This is a genomic window from Microbacter margulisiae, assembly GCF_014192515.1.
Taxonomy (GTDB): Bacteria; Bacteroidota; Bacteroidia; order Bacteroidales; family Paludibacteraceae; genus Microbacter; species Microbacter margulisiae.
In genome coordinates, this window is record NZ_JACHYB010000002.1 from 608,497 (window position 1) to 632,629 (window position 24,133).

Here is a 24,133-nt window from a genome sequence, read left to right on the forward strand (position 1 = left end):
GTCCCGAAAGGAGTGATGAAGAAATTGAGTTAAAACTACTTGTTATTGCAGAATTGGTTTTCCGTCATAGGTTACCGTACGTAAAATACTTTTATCCAGCGCAACTACTGAAGCAGGAAGCGGAACATAATCAATTTGTTGAGCAACTGCCTGAGCATCCGGATCTAACATCCAATCCCACAATTTCAACAGAGCCTGAGCCTGAGCTAAAGTACGGTTGTTGTAATGTTGTTCCTTGTAAAGAATCACCCAGGTAAACCCTGCAATTGGATAGGCAGCTGAGTCAGGAGAGTCGGTGATCATAATACGTGTATCCTGAGGCATTTGGCCTTTTCCAGCTGCACTTGTTGAAGCAAAAGACGGAGTAATAAAAATGCCTGCCTGATTTTTGATGGATGCAAAAGGAATTTTTTCTGCAAAAGCATAGGTTGATTCAACATATCCGAAAGCTCCTGTCGTTTGGCTAATGGTTCCTGCTACACCTGGATTTCCTTTACCGCCTACTCCTACCGGCCAGTTAACGGTTGTTCCGAAACCATATTTTGATTTCCACTCAGGACTTACCTTAGTCAGATAGTTGGTGAAAATATTTGTAGTACCACTACCATCCGAACGGTGCACTACCGTGATCGGCAAATTCGGGAATTTCACGCCCGGATTGATTTTTGCCAAAGCAGGATCATTCCAGTTTGTGATTTTGCCTAAATAGATATCCGCCAATACTTCAGGCGTTAATTTCATTGTTGTAATGCCCGGCAGGTTAAATGCCATAACCACAGCACCGCTACAAGTTGGAAATTCTACTACCGGTGCAGGCATTGCAGCCATTTGAGCATCGGTCATAAATGCATCACTGGCGCCAAAATCCACAACGCGATCTTTCAAACTTTTGATACCAGCACCTGAGCCAACACCTCCATAAGAGATTTTCACACCAGTCAGCGGAGTATACTTTTGAAATGCAGTTGTATAGAATGGCATAACAAAGGTTGAGCCCGCTCCCGACAAAGCAACTGAATTCTTTTTACCACTATGGCAAGAAGCGATAACCAGCGCAAGAGCTAAAAACAAACCGATTTTTTTCATAACTAAAGGTATTAATGTGAGAAATTGATTTTATATGAAGTTTATTTATTTAGAAGCTAAGACCGAGATTCAAAGCTAAACTTGTTGTAGAGTGCATTGCACTTGATGACGGATTCCAGTAACGGAAGTTAGGAGATATCTGAACCCCTTTTGCAGGCATGAACACTAAACCTGCCATATAAGTTTGCCCATCGGAAGAATCCCAACCTGTTGTTGCGCTTCCTATTTTCTTGGAAGTCAAGTCATCAAACCTTACAAATATAGCCATATTTTTATCTACATTGTACGTCCCGTGCAAAGAAACCCCGGAAAAATTATGATCCTGAATCATCTTATTTCCATTCTGCATGTCATACTCCCCAGCTAATGTAAAATCTTTACCGGTGTAAGCAAGGAATGCATTAAAAGAATGTTGTGCCACGTTTTTCTTCATATAGTCAACATAAACGCGGGCTATAAGATTTTTGACCGGCATCACGGTTAAACCGGCAGCCACCTTAAATGTGCTGTCTGCTTGCACTTTCTGGTACCCTTCTCCATTCAGCAATTGTACATCCAGGCTAACTTGAGGTGCAAACTTTACTTTTACAGCAGCTCCCAGGTCAGCACTTGAACCAAAACCATACTGATCCTGAAATGTTTTGGCTAAGAAACGTTTTCCCCAGATAGATTCCTGTAAACTGAACTGACTTGTACCAATCATACCCATGTCAACTGTAACCACCGGATTGGAATACTCAAGAAAAGCATTTTTCAGAAAAGCCGTAAATGCTGAAGGAGATAAACCCGCCGAGTTGGCTATATCAAAAACTACTTTTCCATAGAAGTCTTTGCTGAAATGATAGCCATACCCGAAATAAGCGCGCGACAAATCAAAAGCGTTGTTCGTTTTACTGTTTGACGTAGTACTCGTAAAATCGCTAAAGATAGTCACAATCGGAGCTCCATTGGGTTTAAAATCACTTTGTGACGTTGACGAAGTTTGCGCAGAAAGCAAATTGCTCATAACAACCAGAGCGAGTAAGCTCAAAAAGATTTTTTTCATCGTGAATAAATTTGGTGTTTAATTTCGGAAGCAAAAGTATTTCGGAGATGTTACAAGAATGTGAAGGGATTGTTACATTATTGTTACATTTTATACCCGTTGTTACGACAGAAACAACACAATTTTTTTACATTATTTCAAATCAATTGTTGCATTATTACCCCATTCAAGTTTCGAGTTGGCACCTGATTTATTCCAAAAGCACTCCCTGACCGTCATCTTCTTTGTATCACTATTAATTGAAATTACCTGAAATGATACTTCCTTCTCATCGCCTACCTTATTAGGAGCATCAGTCCCTGAGATATCACCCTTCATAGGCGAGTCGACTCTAAAAACAGGAAGCTGGATATTATCATCAGGGCCATAGTAAGTATAGAACTGATTAAAATTGTCGTGCCCATGAAAATAAGCTCTGATATTAGGGTGTAATTTAAGGAAACTGACAAAACCACGTTGTTCAATGGTAGTAGAAGATTTTGGTGTTTTCCCGTCTTTAAATATTTCCTCCAATATATTCTCAAACTTATCCGTCGCATTAATGGAATGATTGCCATTTGGATTTATAAAATGCTTTGGATCGGCAATGGGAGGATCATGTGTAAAGATAACCACCGGAGTTTTGGAACTAACCGATGCTAAATCGTGTTGCATCCAGATTCGTGCTGTTGAATCAGGCCAGACATTGACAAACATAAAGTGAACACCTGCTATATCCCGTGAAGAATTAATTTTATCTTCCTTATAATGAAATGTTGCATTGGTAAGGGGAACCGAAGGAGACAACATCATGTTGTAAATATTTACCATAGAAGTAGCATCACTGTCTGGATTCATGGGTTTTGTAAACCCAATAGCATCCGAAACATCATGATTTCCACATTCTAATAAAAAAGGAGTCGGTTTCCCATCTTCGTTCTTTAAGGTTATGCCACCATCTAAATAAGTAGCGGCAAACTGTTTCCACGATGCAGTAGCCGATTGTATGCCAATTTGCTGACGATTAACAATATCACCCGTAACAATAATATAATCGACAGGACCAACTTTTGAACCCTGATCGATTCCTCCATCTTTAGGGAAACAAATTTCAGACAATGTATTCATTTCTCTTACCATGTCGCGATTAACCTCATTGGCGCTACAATTCGTTTTGCCACGAAATTGCCGATGCCATCCAAAATGCAAATCCGAAGTATATACAATGTGTATTGTATGATGCGATTGAGCATTGACGGGCATCTCCCCGCACGAAACAAATGCAAGAGAGAACAATAGTATTAACAAAACCCGATTTAGTTTATTCATAGAGCAATAATTTTATTTTCAAGATTGTTTGGAAATCACAGATCAACATTTGTATTCCTGAATGGAAATCCTCTACATATTCATTTCACATACTTTATTTTAAAAATAGCAAGGTGCTTACCTCCAATATTATTATTGGCAAGCACCTCTCAGCAAGTTAATGAAAAATTAAAACCACACAATCTGTACCATAGACAATTTCCATAACCAATTTTATATAGAGCAAAAAGAGAATTAATGTTGATTCCCTGATCCGTCAAGTTGATAGCATCCCATGTCAGCGCCAGGCATTGTAATGGTAGGTTTCAGGTTGGCATTTGTAATTTGGACAGCTTCAATTGGAGCAATTAAGGCCGGATCTGTAGTTCCCTTTCCTGCAGCAGGCGAACTGGATTGTAATCTAAAATTATAGTTTCCAACTGCTGAGATATCGGATAAACGGGTTATTCCCTGTTCCGGAAGAGGGAAGTTAACAAAAAGAGGATTCCCTTTTTGAACAAACGAAGATCCATCGTATGGCTTAACCATATGAACGGCATTTCCACTAGCATCTAACTGATACAAATAAGTAGCTGAGTATATGGAATCTGGAAATATTGTTGATGTAGGAATTGGAACATCAGTTGGTTGCGGCACAGTTACTGAGGTGGTTGGCGGGACCGGATAAAACATATCACAAACGCTTAATGAATCTCCATAGGAGTAGTTATATCCATATTTCATGTGCTGAACATCCGCAGCCGGATTATTATGAATCCGCAAGCCCACCCTGCAGTTTACGATCAAATTATTATAAGCTTCTCCTTTGGCACCACTTTCATAATTCAAAGAACCACCACGTCCGGTTGGGTCAGATTGCCTGTATCCGCAATTAATATAAGTATTATTGTACATGTTGACATTGGTTTGTACGTTCGTGCTATTGGGCATGGCAGCTTTGGTTGCATTGGTTGCCGAACCGACACATAAATTGTAGGCCATATCACCGACAGCTCCACTCTTTACATTTACACCATCTCCTCCTGTATAGCCACATTTTTCAAAAGTATTACGCATAACTTCAAACTTACCGGCAGAAATGCGGATAGCATCGTCAATACAACCATACATCCAACTATCTTCCAAAATAAAATTACCATTTATATTTTGGAAATAAAGACCAAAAGATGTGTCGCCTGCAGATTTTCCAGTGGGGAAGAAATTAGCCGGGAACGAGGCACCCGTATAATCTATATGTGTCCATTTAATATCTACCAATGTACAAGTAGGTTCACAGTTTATACCTGTCCAATAACCACAGTAGGCCGAATCGCTTTGGATAGGATATCCCACCTGGTCTGTTTTGGTAAATGTCTTATCAGGGCCTATATAATTGGGATTATCTTTCGTTCCTAATGAAATGAATACACCTTTCACCAAGATGGTTAATCCTCGGCCAACCTTTAAATGAACCCCAGGTTGCATCAACAATGTATCTCCCTGATTAATTGTAATATTCCCTGTCATAGTGTATGTTTGACCGCTCAGCATAGTCCCCTTCACACTTCCCGACAAAGGAGTTCCTGCACTAATCGTTTGCCCAATCACAAGCGGAGGCGTAGAAACTGACACGGAATTTTTTGCGCAGGAAGCTAATAATAAGCTTACAGCAAAGCCCATAATACACAAGTAAATGTTTTTTGTTTTCATATTAAATAAAAATTAGAATGAGTATCTGACTCCAATTAAGTAACTTGGTTTATATATTTCTTTCTGAACTACAACACTATTCGGACTATTCTGATCAGGCAACTGGTATGTTCCAGTCAAATATGAATTAGGACGAAATATGCGCGTGATCGCAGCAGCATTAAGGATATTCCGGGCTTTCCCGAATATATGCAGCTTTCCTTCTTTGGTAAGTCGTTGATCAAACGAAAAGTCCATTGTTGTATAAGGCATACTCCAATAGTCCAATCCATAGTAGCCAGAGACTTGTGAAATATATTTTCCGGTATAAACAAACGCCAGTTGCATTTTAAGTCCCCATCGCAGGTTTTTGTAGAGAAACGATAAATTAGCAATATTCTCCGCCTGTCCCTGCATTGGACGTGTCACTAAAACGCTATCCGTAACTAAATCACCAGATGCATTTCTTTGATAACTAGATTTATAAGTTGTAATTCTTGATTTTGTAAAAGTGTAATTACCTGAAATTCCAAAGTTTTTGAAATATTTCAAGAAGACAAATTCAAAACCATAATTCAATGCCGTACCGAAGTTTTGGGGCTTCAGCTGTAAAGAGGAAGGGCCTAAATCCTGCACCAAACTATATTCAATAGGATCTTTAATTTGTTTGTAAAAAAATCCGGCTAATATCTGCTCTGAAGAAGAGGGAAACAACTCATACCGAAAATCCAGATTCTGAGCCTTTGACCGTTTTAGATAGGGATTACCTTCTTCGTCAAAATATTCACCTGAGACAAGATAGGGAATGACCTCAAAATACCCCGGCCGCGAAATGGAAGTAAAATAACTAAACCTCAAATTTTGATTTCTGGCTAATGCATATCTCAAATGAATACCTGGCAAAATATCAGAATATATCTGACTTCCGGTTCTACCTACAAATGAAACTGGCATAGGTGTTGAATAATGCAAATCCGTTTGCTCCATTCGGACTCCGGCCAAAACATTAAGTTTATCCAAAGTATATTTAACTTCTCCATAATAAGCCACCACATTCTCAATAACGCTATAATCATTTTGATTAACAGGACTACCTAAATTTGCATTGTATCCTTGAAAAACAAACTTTGCACTGTCAATCGTTGTGAATGATTGGGGTTCGTTGTTGATTAACTCCGGTGTTAAACTATATTCATTGTAATAATTGTTCCTCGATTTATGACGGAACATTCCTCCAAATTGAAATTCAGGAGTGCTGCCATCAAATTTCGGTTTCCAGTAAACATTTAGATATCCTGCAAGATCCTGATCGGTATTGTGGCTCCATTTGTGGGTAAGCCCCTGTAATGTTGGAGCATTAATGATGGTACTATTGTATTGCAACTGCACATCATCCGGATTGTTTGCCCATGCTTTCGAGTAAACAGCCGACCAATCAAATGATAACGAAGGAAATAATGTATGAAAGCCCTGGAGTGTAGTGTTATAAATACTTTCGAGCTGGGTTTGGGATCTGTCTTTTGTGATTACATTCCCAACACCGGTTCCCAAAGCAGTTTCAACCGAATTGCGCGAAATATATTTATTCAATTGAAAATAGGCATTATACAAAACTATTCTATTATTTTTATCAATAACAAAGTCATTCTTATTATGAATTCCCAGCCGGTTGTTCTGGGTTGAATAATACCGCGTAGTCATGTACTCAAAACCCGGCATATTATCAACGTTGGGTTTTGCTCTGGGAGTTGCAAAAAAATCATTGGAACCACTATAGCTGGTTTGATTGCTAACAGCCACTATAACTCCCAATTTCTTATGGAAGAATCGATCTCCTATACTCAAACCTCCGTTGAAATTCGGAAGCGCCCTGACACGTTGAAACTTCAGATTATTGATTGTAAAGTCAGAAACCTTAGCAGGATAATCTGCACCATACATTTCTGCGGGTGACTTAAGATGGACAGCCTGGTGATCGAACTGATAAAATGGCCTGTCAAAAAATAATTGATTATACCCTACAGATAGATTGGCAGTAAAAAGAAAGCTTGGGGGTGCATCTTTGAGGATAAGATCCATCGCTCCCCCAATTGCATCACCTTCCATATCGGGTGTCAATGCCTTAATAACTACCAGATTGGAAATTAATTCCGCTGGAAAAATATCCATTGGCACATATCTGTTTTTATCATCCGGACTGGGGATCTTAATGCCATCCACTAAAGTATAATTGTATCGCTTATCCATTCCCCGAATGATTGCATATTGTCCTTCACCACTGTTAGCCGTCCTTTGTACCGTTACACCCGGCATTCGCGAAAGCACATTGGCAACCGTAATATCAGGAGATAATTGAATACTCTTGGCAGATAAAATGTTTTCCACATTTTCAGCAGTTCGCTCTTTATGGATGGCATAAGCGTTGCTTTCTGTGTTTTGTTGCGCTACAACATCAACCTGAGCTAATGACAGTCCCTTAGGTTCCAGGAAAACTGTCATATGAACCACCTTATGATTTAATGCAACATATATATTTTTTTCTTTTATTTCATACCCAATATACTTGAAGATCAAATCATGACTTCCTTCATTGACATTATTTAATTTAAAAGAGCCATCCATCCCAACTACATCATTCACTTTCATATTGTTCTGATCATATACCACAGCTCCAATTAAAGGCTCCTTATTTTTAGCATCTAGTACATAACCCTTTATTACAGTAGCACTAAGATTATTCTCCAGCAAAACAACACACAAAATGAACAGTAAAATTTTCTTCATAGCCAACATACAATATATTTATAAATAGAAAACAACACTTTCCTGACAGACGATTATACATAATCTCTGCAATCAAATAATAATTTTATTTATTTTCGCTGGCAAAATTATAATGGCATTATTACAACCCTATGAAGAAAACATTAAGATAACATTACATTCTTATCACAAATAATTAGGTAAGACTATATGATATTTTGTACCTTTATGGTTGAAAAAAACGCTTCTGCCCAAAAGCTTAAAAACATATCATCTATGTCTTCTTTCATTCTTATTCTGGTTTTCATAGCAGGCTATGCTGCCATTGCGTTCGAACATTCCATTAAGCTTAACAAAGCTGCATCCGCTCTGCTCACAGGAGTAGCCTGCTGGACTTTATACACCGTTGAACAATCTGATTTTTCCAAAGTAAATGAGCAGTTGCTTATCCACCTGGGGGATATCTCCTCCATCCTGTTTTTCCTTTTCGGAGCCATGACTATCGTAGAGCTCATCGATGGACATAATGGATTTTCCATCCTTTCACAATACATCAGAACCACAAAAAAAAGCACCCTGTTGGTAATTATCAGCATGATCACTTTCATCCTATCCGCATTGCTGGATAACCTGACCACCGCCATCGTAATGACTTCTTTGTGTGGACGGCTGCTGACCGACAAGGAAGACCGCTGGTGGTTCGGGGGGATGATTATTATTGCCGCCAATGCAGGCGGGGCATGGTCGCCTATCGGGGATGTCACCACCACCATGCTTTGGATCGGAGGACAGGTTACCGGATATCATCTGGTCATCAAATTGCTGATTCCATCGCTTGTGGTGCTTTTACTCCCTTTATTGGTGGTCTTTTTCAAGTTCAAAGGACAAACCATCCGGGAACATGCGCTACCCGAAACTTCCCCGATGGAACGCAGGGAAAGTACTATTATTCTTGCATTGGGCGTTGCAACACTGCTATTTGTCCCCTTCTTCAAGGCCATTACCCATCTGCCGCCTTTTATGGGCATGCTACTGGCATTAGGCATTATGTGGGTCGCTACCTCTATTATAGAAAACCGGAAAAAACGCAAGAAACCTCATCCGGTAGTGTTTGCCCTGCACAAAATCGATGGGCAGAGCATCCTCTTTTTTCTGGGTATTTTGCTTGCCGTGGCCGCACTGCAATCATCCGGTCTTCTAGCCAGACTGGCCATATTCCTGGAAGACACCTTTAGAAACGATTACCTGATTGGATCTGCCCTGGGACTCATCTCGGCCATCATCGACAATGTACCGTTAGTTGCTGCCACGCAAGGGATGTATTCGTTGCAGACCTTCCCTGTAGATCATTTCTTCTGGCATTTCATCGCCCTGACCACCGGCACGGGAGGAAGCACCATCATCATCGGCTCTGCAGCAGGCGTAGCCGTAATGGGTCTGGAGAAAATATCCTTTATGTGGTATCTGAAAAAAATCAGTTGGCTGGGACTTCTCGGCTTTTTGGGTGGAATCCTGGCATTCGTACTGATGCATCTGACATAGACGACCTGCCAGAGGGATATCTTCCCTGTTTTTCTCAAACAGTTCTTCCACTTCTTCTTGGTGCGTTTTTATCCTGTAGCCGCAATCTCATTTGCATATAGGCATATCCAATAACATTTGACTTCATCTTATCGAAAAATCCCCTTTATCGCTACCCTATTGAATTGTGGTACTGTATACAATATGTACATGCTGAAACAAAACAAAAACAATGTAGCGAAGTAAAGCAGGAAAACCATACTCTTCAAACATTTAAAATTGCCTTGTTTGATACCTGCTGCTGCCTATGCTTAAGGCCATCTCAAGGCTACCTCAAATATAGTAAAAACTCATTATAAATATAGATATAACTTATATAAAGCAGATATATTACTCCTCTTTAAAAAGGAGCTATATATATACTACATATATGCTATATATATACTATATATATGCTATAAATAGATTTGAGCAGGCCTTGAGGTGGCTTTAAGGTGGCCTAAAGATCAGAAGGACGTCCTTATGGTGTAATGCCTGAACAACTATCACTCACGCGCAACACGACGATTTCCCATAAGCTTGTTTTTGCAATATTTATGATAAAAATTCGACATAAATCATCCCGATACCCTTGCCTTTTCCTCTCCCTGACTTCCTGGGTTTTCACCCTCTTCAGCTATGCCGCCAAAGAATATTTTCAATTTTGGCCGGAGCCTGCACCGCATTACCGGTTGGAGCGGCACCATGAGAGTAGTGAATAAACAGACGTTCATCTACATAGTAACAGGGAATGCAACATCAATCAATTTACTATTTTCAAATTCTTGGAGCTTCTCATTCCTAGGCTGGTAGAACTGCGGCGAGGGGCACCTCCTAGCGTTTCCTTATACGCTTATATCTTGCGCCAATGCGGATCAAAAACGTTTGAAGTTCGGGAGGCTCGACTCTGTGACCGTAACCAACTCTGTGCAATAACTCTACACAATAGGCGACACTCCACCTGCTTCTGCCGGAGAGGAAAACCTCATTACCGGACTCAGCACCAAAGCCTGTTTCCGGCTAGCCCAGCCGGGAAATAGCCGAAAAAAAACACTCTACATCTATTTTCATTGGTACAACACCAAACGTCCCAACCTGTCAGACACTGGAGTACCTTAAAAGATGAGTTGACTTTATAAATGAGAAGAGGAAACTAACTATCAAGAGATGTTTGCATATTTTGCGTTGACAAAACAAAAAAATGATGCGGAATCCACCTGTGGGTAGAAGCTACAGCCACAATTATCCAGATAAATTACAACAAGCCCATGATTGATTATTCTTGACTGGCTACGCTTTATATTGTTTCTTGCTATTTCTCAGAGTCGCTTTTTACTCAACTAATCTTTTTAAGCTGATTCGTTTTTTGTTTTTCAATTTGTTATTCAGCTCACTGCCATTTGCATACCTATACAACCTGGATGGTATGGAAGTCGTTTTAGATGACATATCTTATACATAAATCCATTTAGTCAGCCCATCTTATAATCTCAAATTTGAATTCGGATTGCTTTATAGGATTTATTTGTATGTTGTTGAATCCGCCAATGTATTTAACCTCGCCTTCTGTGTTCCAACTTCCTCTCGTAAATTTAAGTTCTACAGGTGATTGTACTGTTAATTTAATAACCCTTACATAATCGGATTCACGATTCATTTTAATTTGATCCGGATTCCAATCTCCAAGAGACTTCTGGTTACCTGTTACAAAAACTGTGTCATTTTTATTCGGCACTTTCACCTTGATTTGAATATCATAAGTTTCATCGGAAAGCTTTGTTTTTAGGGTGTCTAAGTACTTAAAATATTGTTTCAGGCCATACGCTAAGCTTGGAGCAAATGTTGACCAATGCGATTCATCTGGAAATTGCCGAATCACGACATGGATATTTTTGAAATTCTTCGAGGCCCCAAAGAAAGAATAAACTTTATTTCTTGCTGGAATCCATTGTTCCCAATAGCCGACTCCTTCATTGGCATTACTTAAATACAAAAATGTATGGTCTAATTGATGATAATCAAAGCGCAATAGCTCGTTGGCAATCCTTTCATTATCGTAGGCCAAATTAGGTGATATAGCGAAATAAGCATTAAATAAATGAGGCTCTTTAACCATCGAATGGAGAATAAAGGATGCACTTAAAGAGTGTCCAATGGCAATTCTTTGGGCCCCGACCCTGTAATGATTTTCTATATATGGAATGACTTCATATTGCACATATCTCAAAAAGTTGTCAGCATTACCGAAGTATTTACCATAGCGCTTTTTAGCGCTTTCTGTTTCTAATATAGGTAGATAATCATTATTTCGGGCATAATCATATTTTTTTATGTACGGAGAGGTAATTCCGACCACAATGTATTGTTTTGTTGCATCAGATAAAAAACTGATTATCGAATGTGTATAATCAAAAAGCTCTCTGTTTTGAGCATCAAATACGTAGATTACATTATAAACTACCAATTTATTCTCTTCGTAATTCTGGGGTGTATAAACCAAAATTTCACGCTTCTGGTGCAATGCCTTTGAGTATATTTTGATATTCTCTATTTTGGCTATTTCTTGTCCCAAAACCAGATGGGCTGCAAATAACAGAATAATGAATGTAATTGATTGTCTCATATTGGTTCCGGTTTAATCCCTTTGATATATAAAATGCAATGTCATCATCTTTATTAATTCCGAGTTGCTTATTTACAGTCCATATATTGATGATTCACTGTGCAAATATATTTTTTTCTTCGCATATTATGCCTTTGGTTTAAGGATTTATCCAAAAAAAAATCTTTGAAGAAGATATAATTTTCTTCCAGATAAATCTTGCGATTACTACAAGAACATACTCATTGAATTATAATCAGCAAAAAAACAATAAATGAAAAGGTTGAAGGAAATCGAGAGTTATAATCTCCACATTAACACATTATAAAATGCTTTCTCACGCACAACAACGCCATAATGGCATATATTTTTTAAATAAATTATGACATTTTGACACAACAAATACTTCATTCCACTTGGCAAACAATTTGTTTCCATAGAAAAAAACAGACATACGACTACAACTATGAACTTTAATAACTTTACAATCAAATCGCAGGAGGCTGTCCAGGAAGCCATTGACACCGCGCAACGCAACCACCAACAGGCTATTGAGCCCCAACATCTGCTCAAGGCTGTGATAAAGGTGGGCAACGACATCGTGCAATTCCTTTTCGGCAAAACGGGAGTAAACGCTTCCATCATCTCGTCCACGGTTGATCAGATGGTCGAATCGCTTCCGAAGGTAACCGGAGGCGAGCCCTACCTGAGCCGTGAGAGCAATGCCGTGCTGCAAAAAGCCATTGACTATTCAGGTAAGGAAGGCGACCAGTATGTGTCGCTTGAATTTGTCCTGTTGGCGCTCTTCACCGAGAAAAGCCAGGTAGCCACCCTGTTGAAAGACGCCGGCCTGACCGAGGCTGCACTTCGCGCTGCCATCACGGAACTGCGTAAAGGCAACAAGGTGAACGACCCTTCTGCAGAAGAGACTTATAACGGGCTGAACAAATATGCCATCAACCTTAATGAGCGTGCCCGCTCCGGCAAGCTCGACCCGGTGATTGGCCGCGATGAAGAGATCAGGCGGATACTGCAAATTTTAAGCCGCCGTACCAAAAACAACCCTATCCTGATCGGAGAGCCCGGTACGGGGAAAACGGCGATTGCCGAAGGGTTAGCACATCGTATCGTTCGCGGTGACGTGCCCGAAAACCTGAAATCGAAGCAGATCTTTTCGCTCGACATGGGGGCATTGATTGCAGGAGCAAAGTACAAAGGCGAATTTGAAGAACGGCTGAAATCGGTAATCAACGAGGTCATCCAGTCCAATGGAGAGGTGGTGCTGTTTATCGACGAAATCCACACCCTGGTAGGCGCCGGCAAAAGCGAAGGGGCTATGGATGCCGCCAACATACTGAAACCGGCGTTGGCACGTGGTGAGTTACGGGCTATTGGGGCAACTACACTCAACGAATACCAGAAGTATTTCGAAAAAGATAAGGCACTGGAACGTCGTTTCCAGATTGTGATGGTGGAAGAACCGGACGAAGCCGATGCCATTTCCATTTTGCGGGGATTAAAAGAACGGTATGAAAATCACCATAAAGTACGGATCAAAGATGAAGCTATCATTGCTGCAGTAGAGCTTTCGAGCCGCTACATCACTGACCGGTTTTTGCCCGACAAGGCTATTGACCTGATGGATGAAGCTGCTGCCCGGCTTCGCTTGCAGGTGGATTCCGTCCCTGAAGAGCTGGACGAGATATCGCGCAGGATCAAACAACTTGAGATCGAACGGGAAGCTATCAAGCGCGAAAACGACACCTTCAAGCTGGAACAGTTGAACCGCGAAATTGCCGAGTTGAAAGAACAGGAAAACGAGCACAAGGCAAAATGGCTGTCGGAGAAAGAGGTGATGAACCAGATTCAACAAGCCAAAATAGAGATCGAAAACCTGAAGTTCGATGCCGACAAAGCCGAACGGGAAGGCAATTATGGTAAAGTAGCTGAAATCCGATATGGAAAGGTCAAAGAACTGGAACAACGCATCGAAGCCAGCAAGGACAAACTGAAAACATTGCAGGGCGACTCGCCGATGATCAAGGAAGAGGTGGACGCAGAAGATATTGCAGATATTGTTTCAAGATGGACGGGAATCCCGGTAAGCAAAATGTTGCAGGCCGAAAAAGAGAAACTGTTGCATCTCGAAGAAGAGCTCCACCTGCGTGTCATTGGACAGGACGAAGCTATCAGCGTGGTGGCCGATGCCGTTCGACGTAGCCGTGCCGGGTTGAGTGACCCGAAACGACCCATCGGATCGTTCATCTTCATGGGAACCACCGGCGTCGGGAAGACAGAGCTCGCCAAAGCATTAGCCGAGTTCCTGTTTGACGACGAGAATATGATGACGCGTATCGACATGTCGGAATACCAGGAAAAATTCTCTGTGACGCGGCTTATCGGATCGCCTCCGGGATATGTGGGTTACGACGAAGGTGGACAACTGACCGAGGCAATCCGCCGCAAACCCTATTCGGTAGTGTTGTTTGATGAAATCGAGAAAGCGCATCCAGACGTGTTCAACGTGCTGCTGCAAGTATTGGATGATGGCCGTTTGACTGACAATAAAGGACGTACGGTGAATTTCAAGAACACCATAATCATCATGACATCGAATCTGGGGTCATCGCTGATACGCGAAAACTTTTCGAGAATGAATGCTTTCAACAGGGAAGAAATCATTGAAAAGACCAGAAGTGAGGTGTTTGAGATGCTGAAACAGGCTATCCGCCCGGAATTTCTGAACAGGATTGATGAACTGGTGATGTTTGCTCCGCTCAATGAAGCTGAGATCAAACAAATTGTCAAACTTCAGATCGAACATATTCAACAGCAGTTGCAGGAGAATGGGGTGACACTGGAACTCAGCGATGCCGCCCTGACGGAAATTGCGAAAGAAGGATTTGATCCTCAATTCGGGGCACGACCGATAAAAAGAGTTATCCAGCGGGAGATCCTTAACGAACTCAGCAGGCGGCTTATCGCTCAAACCGTCGACCGCAACAAACCCATCAGGATAGATGCCGACAATGGAACGCTGACCTTTGCAAATTGATTAATTCCATATAAACAGCAAGAAGTTAAAGAAGAACATCAACCAGTAGTTAGTAGTTGACAGATAAAAATCCGAGAATCTGAAATTAAATAAGTTACAATATATCAATAAAATAGAGAAGACGGAAAGTTAATTCAACATTTCTATAACAGGTTGACCTTTGACTTGAGATCTGTTGTTGACTATAGATTCTTGTTTTTTACTCATTCCTTCTGTCCCTCAGCCCATCAATCCCTACCAGCAACCATCTACGAAATGTTTAGTGAGGCCTTTCCAATGAAGGCCTCACTTTGTAGATCAATTCAAACCTGTTGTTTCATGGTTCGTAAGAAAAACCTAATAGATCGATTCAATATTCCAGACAAATGCGTGAATACCTACTTCAGGATTAATACTGTCAATTTTTTTCACAGCATCGAAAATAGGTTGCACCTTTTCTTCAGGAACAACAGTAAGCACCGCCGAGTTCATTTCCGGCCAGGTATGAGTACCGAAACGTGGCTCGCCATCAACTGATCCGCACCCCTGTACTTCGGCCCACCAGCTATAACCCCGGATGGACAAACGATCGAGCACAAATTTTATCCGTTCCGTATTCGATTGATTAAATACAATATAAACTGCTTTCATACGTATATTTTTATTTTTTCATACTAAGGATGCCGAAACGCACCATAAAAATCATGACCCTAAGAATATCTTATTTTCGGGTTCGTTTCATCTGAACATCATTTTGATTGCATAGACAATAACAGCATATCTGCCTGTTCGTTAATCCATAAAATGAAACTCTTTTCGCACAACACTTTCCTTGTCGCGTTCGCCACGTCTGGAGAGGATGGCGTACATCACAGGGACAATGATCAAAGTAACCATCGTGGAAAATACCAATCCACCAATTACCGTGATTCCCATTGGCGTCCATGTCTCAGCGCCATCGCCCACACTTAACGCCATCGGCACCATACCCAGGAACGTTGCGGAAGCCGTCATCAAGACCGGGCGCAGACGCGAACGTCCGCCTTTTTCAATTGCCTCATTCAAAGGCAGCCCCCTATCCCGCAACAGGTTGATAAAGTCCACCATCACAATACCATTTTTCACCACAATTCCCACCAGCAGAACCGATCCAAGGGCCGCGATGATTCCCAGTTTCACGCCGGTCAGCAGCAAGGCCAGAATCACTCCCGTGAAAGCAAAAGGAATGGAGAACATGATAGCAAATGGTTTCGAGAACGACTCAAATTGTGAAGCCATAACAATAAATACCAGCAAGATGACCAGAACCAGCAATAACCCCAAATCTTTGAAGGAATCCTGTTGATCCTTGTAAATACCGCCTAAGACAATCTGCACATCCGAAGGCACATTCATCTTTGCAATTTTAGCCTTTACCTCAGTGGCCAACGTGCTCAACGACACATTAACCGGGGTGATGGAAACCGTCACGATACGCTGTTTCTCTTTATGGTCAATGTTAGGCGGAGCCCAAAATTCCTTAATCGTTCCAAGCTCTTTCAATGCTACATTACCACCCTGCGGTGTAGGAATCAGCAACTCCTGAAGTGCGGAAATAGAGCTCCGCTCATCAGCATTCAACCGCACAATAATATCATATTCATCGCCCTGCTCATGAAATTTGCTTGCCGTCATCCCATTCACATAATCATGAATCATGGTTGACACACCTGCATTGGTGAGACCATACATGGCCAGCTTCTGGCGGTCGAGAGAAACTTCCAGTTCAGGTTGATCGGGCTTCCGGCTGATTTGTACATCACGCACTCCACCCAAACCCGTTACAGCACGTTTAATTTCCTGTGCCAGACGATCGGTTTCATCAAAGTCATATCCGTAAATCTCAATATCAAAGGTAGAAGAGCTGCCGAATGAAACCCCACCGGTAGAAATATGATAATCAACAATCTCAGGAAGTTTTGCTATTTCCGGACGAATCGCATCGGCTATCTGAACATCGGAGCGTTTCCGCTGGTTGATCGGCTTCAAGCTCAAAGTCATATTGATAATGTTACTCCCGGCAGACGAATTGAAAATAGCGGCAATACCTCCCTGGTCGTTAGCCCCTACGGCAGTCGTCACCAAATTCATTTCTGGCACTTTCTTAGCCAGGATATCTTCAATTTTGCGGGCTGTTTGTGACGTCAGTTCCACACGGGTTCCCGGAGCAAGTTGAGCCGTAATTTGCAATCGGCTTTGATCGGAAGTGGGTAAAAATTCCGTTCCAACAAACTGTCCCAAATAAATAGAGATAGCAAATATGACAAAAGCCCCCCCTACAACCCATCTTTTATGCCCCAGAGCCCAGTGTATTTTCCGTTCATACCAGTGATCCAAATGATTCAGCCATTTACCAATGGTATTATCCCAACTTAATTTTGTTGAATTCTTTTCTGCCTGCGTTTTCAACCGAAGCAGCCGTGATGACAACATTGGGGTAATCGTAATAGCAGCCAAAGTAGAGGTAACCACCGTAATGGAAACGATCCATCCCAACTGATTAAACATAACACCGGTAATCCCTGAAATGAATGTCAACGGCATAAACACAGCGACCACCACCATCGTTGTGACAATAACGGCAAGCCAGACTTCATTGGTGGCATAAATGGCTGCATCGCGCGGACTACTCCCTCGTTCAATATGCTTGGTGATATTCTCCAACACCACTATAGCGTCATCAACCACCATCCCGATGGCTATGGATAATGATGACAATGAAATAATATTCAGTGAATTATTTGTCAAAGCAAGATAAATCAACGCCGTAATCAACGAGATAGGAATGGTTAGCAACACAATAAAGGTAGCCCTCCAACGTCCTAAAAAGAAGAATACAACACCGGCCACAAAAATCAGGGCAAAAAGCAAAGCATCCGACAAATTGGTAACAGAACCTTTGATAAAGGATGCTGAGTCAAATACCTCTTTCACATGTACATCCGAAGGAAGGGTCTTCTCAATCTGAGTCAGCATAGCCTTAACATCATGGGCTACTGCCACCGTATTGGCTCCTGATTGTTTCATAACCATCAGCTGGATTCCATTCTTTCCGTTCTCCTTGGTAATCATGGTAGCATCTTTCAACGTATCACGTACCGTAGCCAGATCTTTTACCAAAACCTGCGTTCCGTTGACCGTTCCCACCACTACATTGCGCACCTGATTGCTTTCTGTAAACTGGCCCTGTACGCGCAACTGATAATCCATCGCGCCCATTTTGACATCTCCTGACGGGGTATTTAAATTACGGGCGCCAATGGCATTCCCGATTTGTTCAAGGCTCATGTGGTAAGCAGCCAGTTTGTTTTTATCCACATCAACATAAATGGTTCGCTCCGGAGCCCCATTCATGGTCACTGAGCCAATACCGTCAATTCGGTTTAAGGGATTTACAATTTTATCATTAATGATCTTCTCCAGTCCGGGATAACTATCTGTTGCTGTTACCGAATACATCAAAATCGGCATCATACTGGTGCTAAATTTGATTACAGCCGGTCGTTGACATCCATCGGGCAAATTGGGATAGACACCATCAATAGCTGTACGGATATCATTCATCGACTCATCCAGATTGGTTCCCCATTCAAACTCCAACGTGATAACCGACAAATTATCCTGCGACGTTGAAGTCAGATCTTTCAACCCTTCAATTCCATTCAAAGCATCCTCGAGAGGTTTTGTAATATTGGTTTCTATGTCCGAAGCATTGGCGCCACTGTAGGTGGTCACTACCGAAATCATAGGCAAGTCCATCTTTGGATAGAAATCAATCGGTAACCGCGTTAGCGAATACAATCCAAACACGACGATTCCCACAAAAATCATCATGGTGGTTATAGGGTTATTAACCGCTGACTTATAAATACTCATAATCTGTTTTTTTCAGTGATTTATTTACAGGGTAGAAACTTAATGGACGACAGTCAGGGTATCGCCACCAATCAAGCGGCTTTGACCAACAACTATCAATTGATCGCCTTCTTTAATTTGATCAGAAATAATCTCGGTTTGATCATTAAAGCGCGTCCCCAATTTTACGGTAATTCGTTGAGACCTCCCATTTTTATCCAGAAATACGTAGCGTTCATCTGATCCCTGCAATTTTAGTACAGCCTGATAAGGAACAACCAATGCATTAACCTTCCCTATATCTATCGTTGCACGGCAAAACATTCCGGGTTTTAATAGTTCATTCCCATTCGCCACCTCTATTTCCACCTTCACGGATAATGTAGACTGGTCGATAGTGGGGTAAATCCGGACAACACGGGCAGGAAAAGTTTTGTCAGGATAGACATCTGTTGAAATCAAAACCTTCATGCCCAGGTTGATTTGTGACAAATAAGATTCGGGGATATCGATCAAAACTTTCAGAGGATTCATTTCATCAATCGTGATAATGGCAGCTTTGCCACTTTGTCCTATAGGCGAACCGGAATACATCTCCTGATCTTCATAATTCTTTGCTGAAACCACCCCGGAGATCGGAGATCGGAGATCAATATTCTTCTGCATATATTGAAGATTGGTTTTGTTCAAATCAAATTGTGATTTCGTTTGATCATAAGCCTGTTGCGTTATGGTTCCCGATTTACGTAACGCTTCCGACCGCGCCATATCCCGTTGCAGATTCTCGAACTGAATCTGCGCGTTAATCAACTGGGTAGGATCCATTTGTACCACCAATTGACCTTTGGACACATGATCGCCAATTTTGACCAGAATGCGATCAATTTTTCCTGCTGTTGCCGGAACAAGGTTTATTTCCTTCTTGCTTTCGAGCGTGGCAGGAAATTCCAATGTTTTGTCAATAACTTGTTTTTTCAAAGTGATCACACGCACCATTTGTGTGGCTACACTTTCCTGTTTGTTAGCCGTTTTAGAACAGCTTGTAAATAGCAAAAGAATCGCTAAACTTAGCATTGAGAATATTAACTTCTTCATATCAAATAGGATAAAGATATTCGTGTATTAAAATTTATTTAACAACAATTCCACTTGTGTCTGTGCGGTAAGCAAATTATAAATGGCATTCACATAGTTGGTTTCTACCTGAATCAAATTATTGGAAGCATTGGTAATGTCCAGACTGCTTGCCATACCATGATCGTGTTTACGGATGATATCAGCAAAAACACGATGGGCTACATCAAGACTTCTCGTTTGCGTTTTTAAGTTGTCCATGGCATTCTTCAGATTGAAGCGCGCTTGTTGATCCTGAACATTCAATTGATCATACAAATCCGCCAAATTGGTTTGACTGATCTTCTCTTGCAATTTTGCCTGATGAATCTGAGACAAAGTCCCCCCACTCGAAAACAAAGGCCAAGATGCCTGAAGCCCCACATAACTTTTCGGTGTTAAGTCGAATTGTGGTTTAATGTATTTATAGGTATAACTATAAAAAGCAGAAATCGTCGGCAGCCATGAAGCTTCCGTCTGTTTTATCTGTTGCTTGGCAATTTCAACCTGTTTCTCCGACATCAGGAAAGAAGGATTCTCTTTAGCAGCAAACTTCTGTAACAAAAGAGCATAACACTGATTATCACTCACGTATTGTGAAATAGAATCTTTCAGCATCAGCTTCGTAGTAGCCGGAACACCTAATTGAATACGCAACATGTTGTATCCCAGTTCTACCTGACGTTCGTTCGAATTGATCATATCTTCCGTTGAAGCCAGTTGCACATCAATTTGATCCGCATCAGTCTGAGTGGCAGCACCTGCCTGCACCATCGATTGGGTTTTCGCCAGAATCTCCTGTAAGTTCAGCTTCGTCTGATGCAATAGGCTGCCTAATTTTTCACCAACTAAAATGGCATAATAGGATGAAGTCACCTGCTGAATAACATCTTGTTCCGTTTTGCGCTTGTTGGTATTTACCAACTGTTCATTCAGTTTTGCCAATTTTAATCCAACCCAATATCCTGCACTGAAGACCATTTGGTTCAGTTGCGCATCAAGCGAACCGGCTTGTCCAAACTTTAGAGCCATGCCCTGAAAATTAGCAGTGGCACCCAAATAGTTTTGGTATGAGCCTGTAACAGAAAGCTGTGGCAATCCTTTCGAGATGCTTTCCCAAACTTTACTTTGCGCCTGGCTTAATGTCAGGCCTGCAGCTTGTAATGATCTATTATATCGTAAAGCATATTGTTGGGCATCAGGTAACGATAATTTTAGCGTATCCTGACCCCACACTTGTATCGAAACAAATACCAATAAAACGATCACAATTGATTTTCTTGTTTTCATACGACTATTTTTATTTTTCACTTTAATGATGTATGGAACTCGTCAAAATAATCATCTGCTTGAGTATGAGTTATTTTATGGCTCATTTCATATCATAATAATTATGCTCCAAAAAGACGAATAAAGCCGGCATATTATTATAAATCTAACACTCACATGGTTATCTCAGTATTATCCTCTACTTTCTTTCAATTAAGACGAATCAAGGCATAGTTTATTTTAAAAATTTTTGTGCTTGTGTCTTATTTGTTGGTTTGCGGGGGTTCTGACCAATAAAATACATTATTAGATTCTGTTTCTTTTTTATTTTCAACATTACGCAAAGCAGGATATTCTTTCTTGTATTTTTCCTGATAATAACGATATCCTTTTTCATTGACCAGCACCCTTATATTGCTATCCAGCAGAAAATCAATTATTGGCGCTACCCCTATATCCGATTTTCCAATCAGCTCTGAAAGAACTTTGCTAAACTGAAACTGGATATACGTTGCCAATAAATCTACACTGACATCAGACCGGACAAATCCTTCGTCGATACCTTGCTGAATCCATTTTTTGGTTGCTTCTTTTGCCATCTGGTCTTGTCTCTCCACCATTTTTGAATGAATTTCAGGATAATACTTCATTAAATCATACAAAAACGTCATTGAATGCATAGAAGAATCCTGTTTCCAATGTTTAAACGCCAAAACCAGCTTATCAATAGCATTTAATGACGGATCATCCAAAATAGCATGTTTTTTGTTTTTCTTCTGGTTGAGTACCTCACATTGATTCAACAAAACCATTTCAATCAATTCATCCTTCTGCCTAAAATAATTATAGAAGGTCTTCTTGGAAATATGCACTTCATTGCACACCTCGTCAATCGTGACACTCCTCAATCCATACTGAAGGAACAGCCGGGAAGCTGTACTCAAAATCTGATCTTTTATATCATCCATATTATTCTGTAACAAAAATCGCCGCAAAGGTACTTCGTATTTTGACGAGAATCTCAAAAAACAAAGTTAATAATAAATAATCAAATATCATTTATTTGTTTATCATATATTTACAGGAAACTAGGATATCAAATAAGTTTCCTGGTTTACAAATTTACAGCTAATAAATTCCCAAAACAAGCTGCAAACGTTGACCTATAAATTAAGAGATGCTTTAAGAGACCGATATCCAACCAGACTCATTTTCAGTTGAGCGCCACTTCGAAGAATAACAATCTGTTTATTTTTTCCATAGCATTCAATGCGGGAGATAGCTTCAACATTCACAATAAAAGAACGATGAATCCGAACAAACTTTTGAGATGGCAGATTCTGTTCAAAATATTTCATCGTTTGTTCTTTTATAAATCTTCCCTGTTCACTGAAAACCAACACATAATCACCTTCAGATTGTAGGTAATAAATATCGGCTACAGGGATAACATGCACATTTGAATTTATTTTTACAGAGATTCGGTCAATGGCAGATGGCATTCCTTTGTCATGAGTGGGAGCAACTTCCAAATGCGGGTCTTCTGTAATTTCATCAATGCATTCCTGTTGGGATGAATCTGTCAAAAGAATGCGCTGTACTATAACAACATAGACAAACACTCCAATTAAAGCAAATAGCGGTAAGGTTGAAAAAGACAATGTCCATTGATTTGGAACGATGAGATAAAGAAGAAACAAGCCTGCACCTAGCCAAATAATAATTGCCAACAGGGCCAGCGCAAATAAGACCACAAGATTCAATGGAGCCTTTAGTTCCATGAGTTTGCCAAATTTAATGATGTTCCACAAAAAGGGAGTAATCACGGCAAGACAAGCACTAAAAACGACTGCCACTAACCATATATTAAGAAACGACTGGCTATTGAAGGGTAGCAATACACAAGCAATGGCAATGGTAATCAAACTCCACACCGTAATGTAAATTACAACCTTCCAACGTCTGTAAAAACCGAATGATTCCATGAGCCCTTAATTTCGTAACTCGCCACCGCCAAATGATGTTGATCCAAAAATAACAAGTGTTTTATCTTGATTACCATTACGTTCGGAAGGAAAAATCCGCTTATCCTCAAAGCCGCCAAAAACAGTATTAACCTGTAGTTGTACCTGCCAGTCTGCGGGCACAAAAATGATAATGTTGCCAAAGGACACATTGATTTCAAACATTACCTTGGAAGAAGCCAAAGCAGTTTTTCTCAAATCAATTTTCATCTCTCCAAATGTCACATTCACACTTCCTCCCGCAAATTCAGAATCCAACACAACAAATTCTTCATTTGCAAATGCCACATTCTTATGAATTCCATTTCGAACGCTCCCTTCTTTATATATAGCTTCCTGCTTTATTTCTTGCCAGTCATACGATCTCGAAATCGTAACATGGTTTTTATGCGTAAGCCGGGATAACAACAAGACAATCCCCAGAAAAATCAATAAAACCGGCCAGTACATCTGAACAAAATTACCACTAATAGCAAGAAGTTTTGGGAGAATAAAGAAACCTCCTATAAGCAACAACACTACCCCACCCACAAAATGACGACGTAATAAAGATACAGTCCCCAAAACGATAAGAAGCATTTCCCAAGAGATCAAAACTGGGTGAAAACGATCCGGAATAATGCCAACATTAAATCCTAGAAATAAGGCTCCCACAATAATCAAAACAATTGCAAATGCAGGTCCATTATTATGATGATGCCGTTCGTGTAATTTTTCCATAACAAAACAATTAAAAATGATAGACAAAGATAATTCCAATTTATTTT

15 protein-coding genes are annotated in these 24,133 nt (G+C 40.7%); 2 read left to right on the forward strand and 13 right to left on the reverse strand.

All coding sequences use genetic code 11. The features are described 5' to 3' along the window. Positions 1 to 42 precede the first annotated feature (42 nt). The 5 genes from pstS to FHX64_RS11610 all read right to left on the reverse strand — a co-directional run bounded on the left by pstS (position 43) and on the right by FHX64_RS11610 (position 7,891). Positions 43 to 1,086, reverse strand: coding sequence for a phosphate ABC transporter substrate-binding protein PstS (gene pstS, locus FHX64_RS11590; protein WP_183414006.1), 1,044 nt, complete (start codon positions 1,084 to 1,086; stop codon positions 43 to 45). Positions 1,087 to 1,135: 49 nt separating this feature from the next. Next, the gene (locus tag FHX64_RS11595) at positions 1,136 to 2,131 is read right to left on the reverse strand and encodes a hypothetical protein (RefSeq protein ID WP_183414007.1); all 996 of its coding nucleotides are present in this window, start codon (positions 2,129 to 2,131) and stop codon (positions 1,136 to 1,138) included. A gap of 132 nt (positions 2,132 to 2,263) precedes the next feature. Further along, positions 2,264 to 3,439, reverse strand: a complete 1,176-nt coding sequence (locus tag FHX64_RS11600; protein ID WP_183414008.1) for a metallophosphoesterase family protein — start codon at positions 3,437 to 3,439, stop codon at positions 2,264 to 2,266. A 234-nt stretch (positions 3,440 to 3,673) separates the two neighbouring features. Further along, on the reverse strand, positions 3,674 to 5,128 hold the full coding sequence (locus FHX64_RS11605; protein WP_183414009.1) for a hypothetical protein: 1,455 nt from the start codon (positions 5,126 to 5,128) through the stop codon (positions 3,674 to 3,676). A gap of 12 nt (positions 5,129 to 5,140) precedes the next feature. Next, positions 5,141 to 7,891 (reverse strand): TonB-dependent receptor, encoded by a 2,751-nt coding sequence (locus FHX64_RS11610; protein WP_183414010.1) that lies wholly within the window; start codon positions 7,889 to 7,891, stop codon positions 5,141 to 5,143. Positions 7,892 to 8,146: 255 nt separating this feature from the next. On the opposite strand from FHX64_RS11610, the gene nhaD reads away from it, so the two are divergent. Then, positions 8,147 to 9,412, forward strand: coding sequence for a sodium:proton antiporter NhaD (gene nhaD / locus FHX64_RS11615; protein WP_183414011.1), 1,266 nt, complete (start codon positions 8,147 to 8,149; stop codon positions 9,410 to 9,412). A 1,486-nt stretch (positions 9,413 to 10,898) separates the two neighbouring features. On the opposite strand, the gene FHX64_RS11620 is transcribed toward nhaD, so the two are convergent. Next, positions 10,899 to 12,002, reverse strand: coding sequence for an alpha/beta hydrolase-fold protein (locus FHX64_RS11620; protein ID WP_221202204.1), 1,104 nt, complete (start codon positions 12,000 to 12,002; stop codon positions 10,899 to 10,901). A 496-nt stretch (positions 12,003 to 12,498) separates the two neighbouring features. Here FHX64_RS11620 and clpB point away from each other — a divergent pair, with 496 nt between their 5' ends. Further along, on the forward strand, positions 12,499 to 15,087 hold the full coding sequence (gene clpB / locus FHX64_RS11625) for an ATP-dependent chaperone ClpB (RefSeq protein ID WP_183414013.1): 2,589 nt from the start codon (positions 12,499 to 12,501) through the stop codon (positions 15,085 to 15,087). Positions 15,088 to 15,423: 336 nt separating this feature from the next. On the opposite strand, the gene FHX64_RS11630 is transcribed toward clpB, so the two are convergent. The 7 genes from FHX64_RS11630 to FHX64_RS11660 all read right to left on the reverse strand — a co-directional run bounded on the left by FHX64_RS11630 (position 15,424) and on the right by FHX64_RS11660 (position 24,086). Then, the gene (locus FHX64_RS11630) at positions 15,424 to 15,717 is read right to left on the reverse strand and encodes a PG0541 family transporter-associated protein (protein WP_183414014.1); all 294 of its coding nucleotides are present in this window, start codon (positions 15,715 to 15,717) and stop codon (positions 15,424 to 15,426) included. Between the two features lie 141 nt (positions 15,718 to 15,858). After that, positions 15,859 to 18,981 (reverse strand): efflux RND transporter permease subunit, encoded by a 3,123-nt coding sequence (locus FHX64_RS11635; RefSeq protein ID WP_183414015.1) that lies wholly within the window; start codon positions 18,979 to 18,981, stop codon positions 15,859 to 15,861. A 39-nt stretch (positions 18,982 to 19,020) separates the two neighbouring features. Continuing rightward, positions 19,021 to 20,055: an efflux RND transporter periplasmic adaptor subunit gene (locus FHX64_RS11640; protein ID WP_183414016.1), complete on the reverse strand. Its 1,035-nt coding sequence runs from the start codon at positions 20,053 to 20,055 to the stop codon at positions 19,021 to 19,023. 27 nt (positions 20,056 to 20,082) lie between these two features. Further along, positions 20,083 to 21,363, reverse strand: coding sequence for a TolC family protein (locus FHX64_RS11645; protein ID WP_183414017.1), 1,281 nt, complete (start codon positions 21,361 to 21,363; stop codon positions 20,083 to 20,085). 242 nt (positions 21,364 to 21,605) lie between these two features. After that, complete coding sequence (locus FHX64_RS11650; RefSeq protein WP_221202205.1) at positions 21,606 to 22,286, reverse strand: TetR/AcrR family transcriptional regulator; 681 nt, start codon at positions 22,284 to 22,286, stop codon at positions 21,606 to 21,608. 219 nt (positions 22,287 to 22,505) lie between these two features. Further along, positions 22,506 to 23,327 (reverse strand): LytR/AlgR family response regulator transcription factor, encoded by an 822-nt coding sequence (locus FHX64_RS11655; protein WP_183414019.1) that lies wholly within the window; start codon positions 23,325 to 23,327, stop codon positions 22,506 to 22,508. 6 nt (positions 23,328 to 23,333) lie between these two features. Further along, the gene (locus tag FHX64_RS11660) at positions 23,334 to 24,086 is read right to left on the reverse strand and encodes a LiaF transmembrane domain-containing protein (protein ID WP_183414020.1); all 753 of its coding nucleotides are present in this window, start codon (positions 24,084 to 24,086) and stop codon (positions 23,334 to 23,336) included. Positions 24,087 to 24,133: the final 47 nt, after the last annotated feature.

Coding starts and splice junctions, on each gene's coding strand:
- FHX64_RS11630 (WP_183414014.1), bottom strand. CDS start 15,717: ATGAAAGCAGTTTATATTGTATTTAATCAATCGAATACGGAACGGATA.
- FHX64_RS11645 (WP_183414017.1), bottom strand. CDS start 21,363: ATGAAAACAAGAAAATCAATTGTGATCGTTTTATTGGTATTTGTTTCG.
- FHX64_RS11610 (WP_183414010.1), bottom strand. CDS start 7,891: ATGAAGAAAATTTTACTGTTCATTTTGTGTGTTGTTTTGCTGGAGAAT.
- FHX64_RS11660 (WP_183414020.1), bottom strand. CDS start 24,086: ATGGAAAAATTACACGAACGGCATCATCATAATAATGGACCTGCATTT.
- FHX64_RS11655 (WP_183414019.1), bottom strand. CDS start 23,327: ATGGAATCATTCGGTTTTTACAGACGTTGGAAGGTTGTAATTTACATT.
- pstS (WP_183414006.1), bottom strand. CDS start 1,086: ATGAAAAAAATCGGTTTGTTTTTAGCTCTTGCGCTGGTTATCGCTTCT.
- FHX64_RS11595 (WP_183414007.1), bottom strand. CDS start 2,131: ATGAAAAAAATCTTTTTGAGCTTACTCGCTCTGGTTGTTATGAGCAAT.
- FHX64_RS11605 (WP_183414009.1), bottom strand. CDS start 5,128: ATGAAAACAAAAAACATTTACTTGTGTATTATGGGCTTTGCTGTAAGC.
- nhaD (WP_183414011.1), top strand. CDS start 8,147: ATGTCTTCTTTCATTCTTATTCTGGTTTTCATAGCAGGCTATGCTGCC.
- FHX64_RS11600 (WP_183414008.1), bottom strand. CDS start 3,439: ATGAATAAACTAAATCGGGTTTTGTTAATACTATTGTTCTCTCTTGCA.
- clpB (WP_183414013.1), top strand. CDS start 12,499: ATGAACTTTAATAACTTTACAATCAAATCGCAGGAGGCTGTCCAGGAA.
- FHX64_RS11640 (WP_183414016.1), bottom strand. CDS start 20,055: ATGAAGAAGTTAATATTCTCAATGCTAAGTTTAGCGATTCTTTTGCTA.
- FHX64_RS11635 (WP_183414015.1), bottom strand. CDS start 18,981: ATGAGTATTTATAAGTCAGCGGTTAATAACCCTATAACCACCATGATG.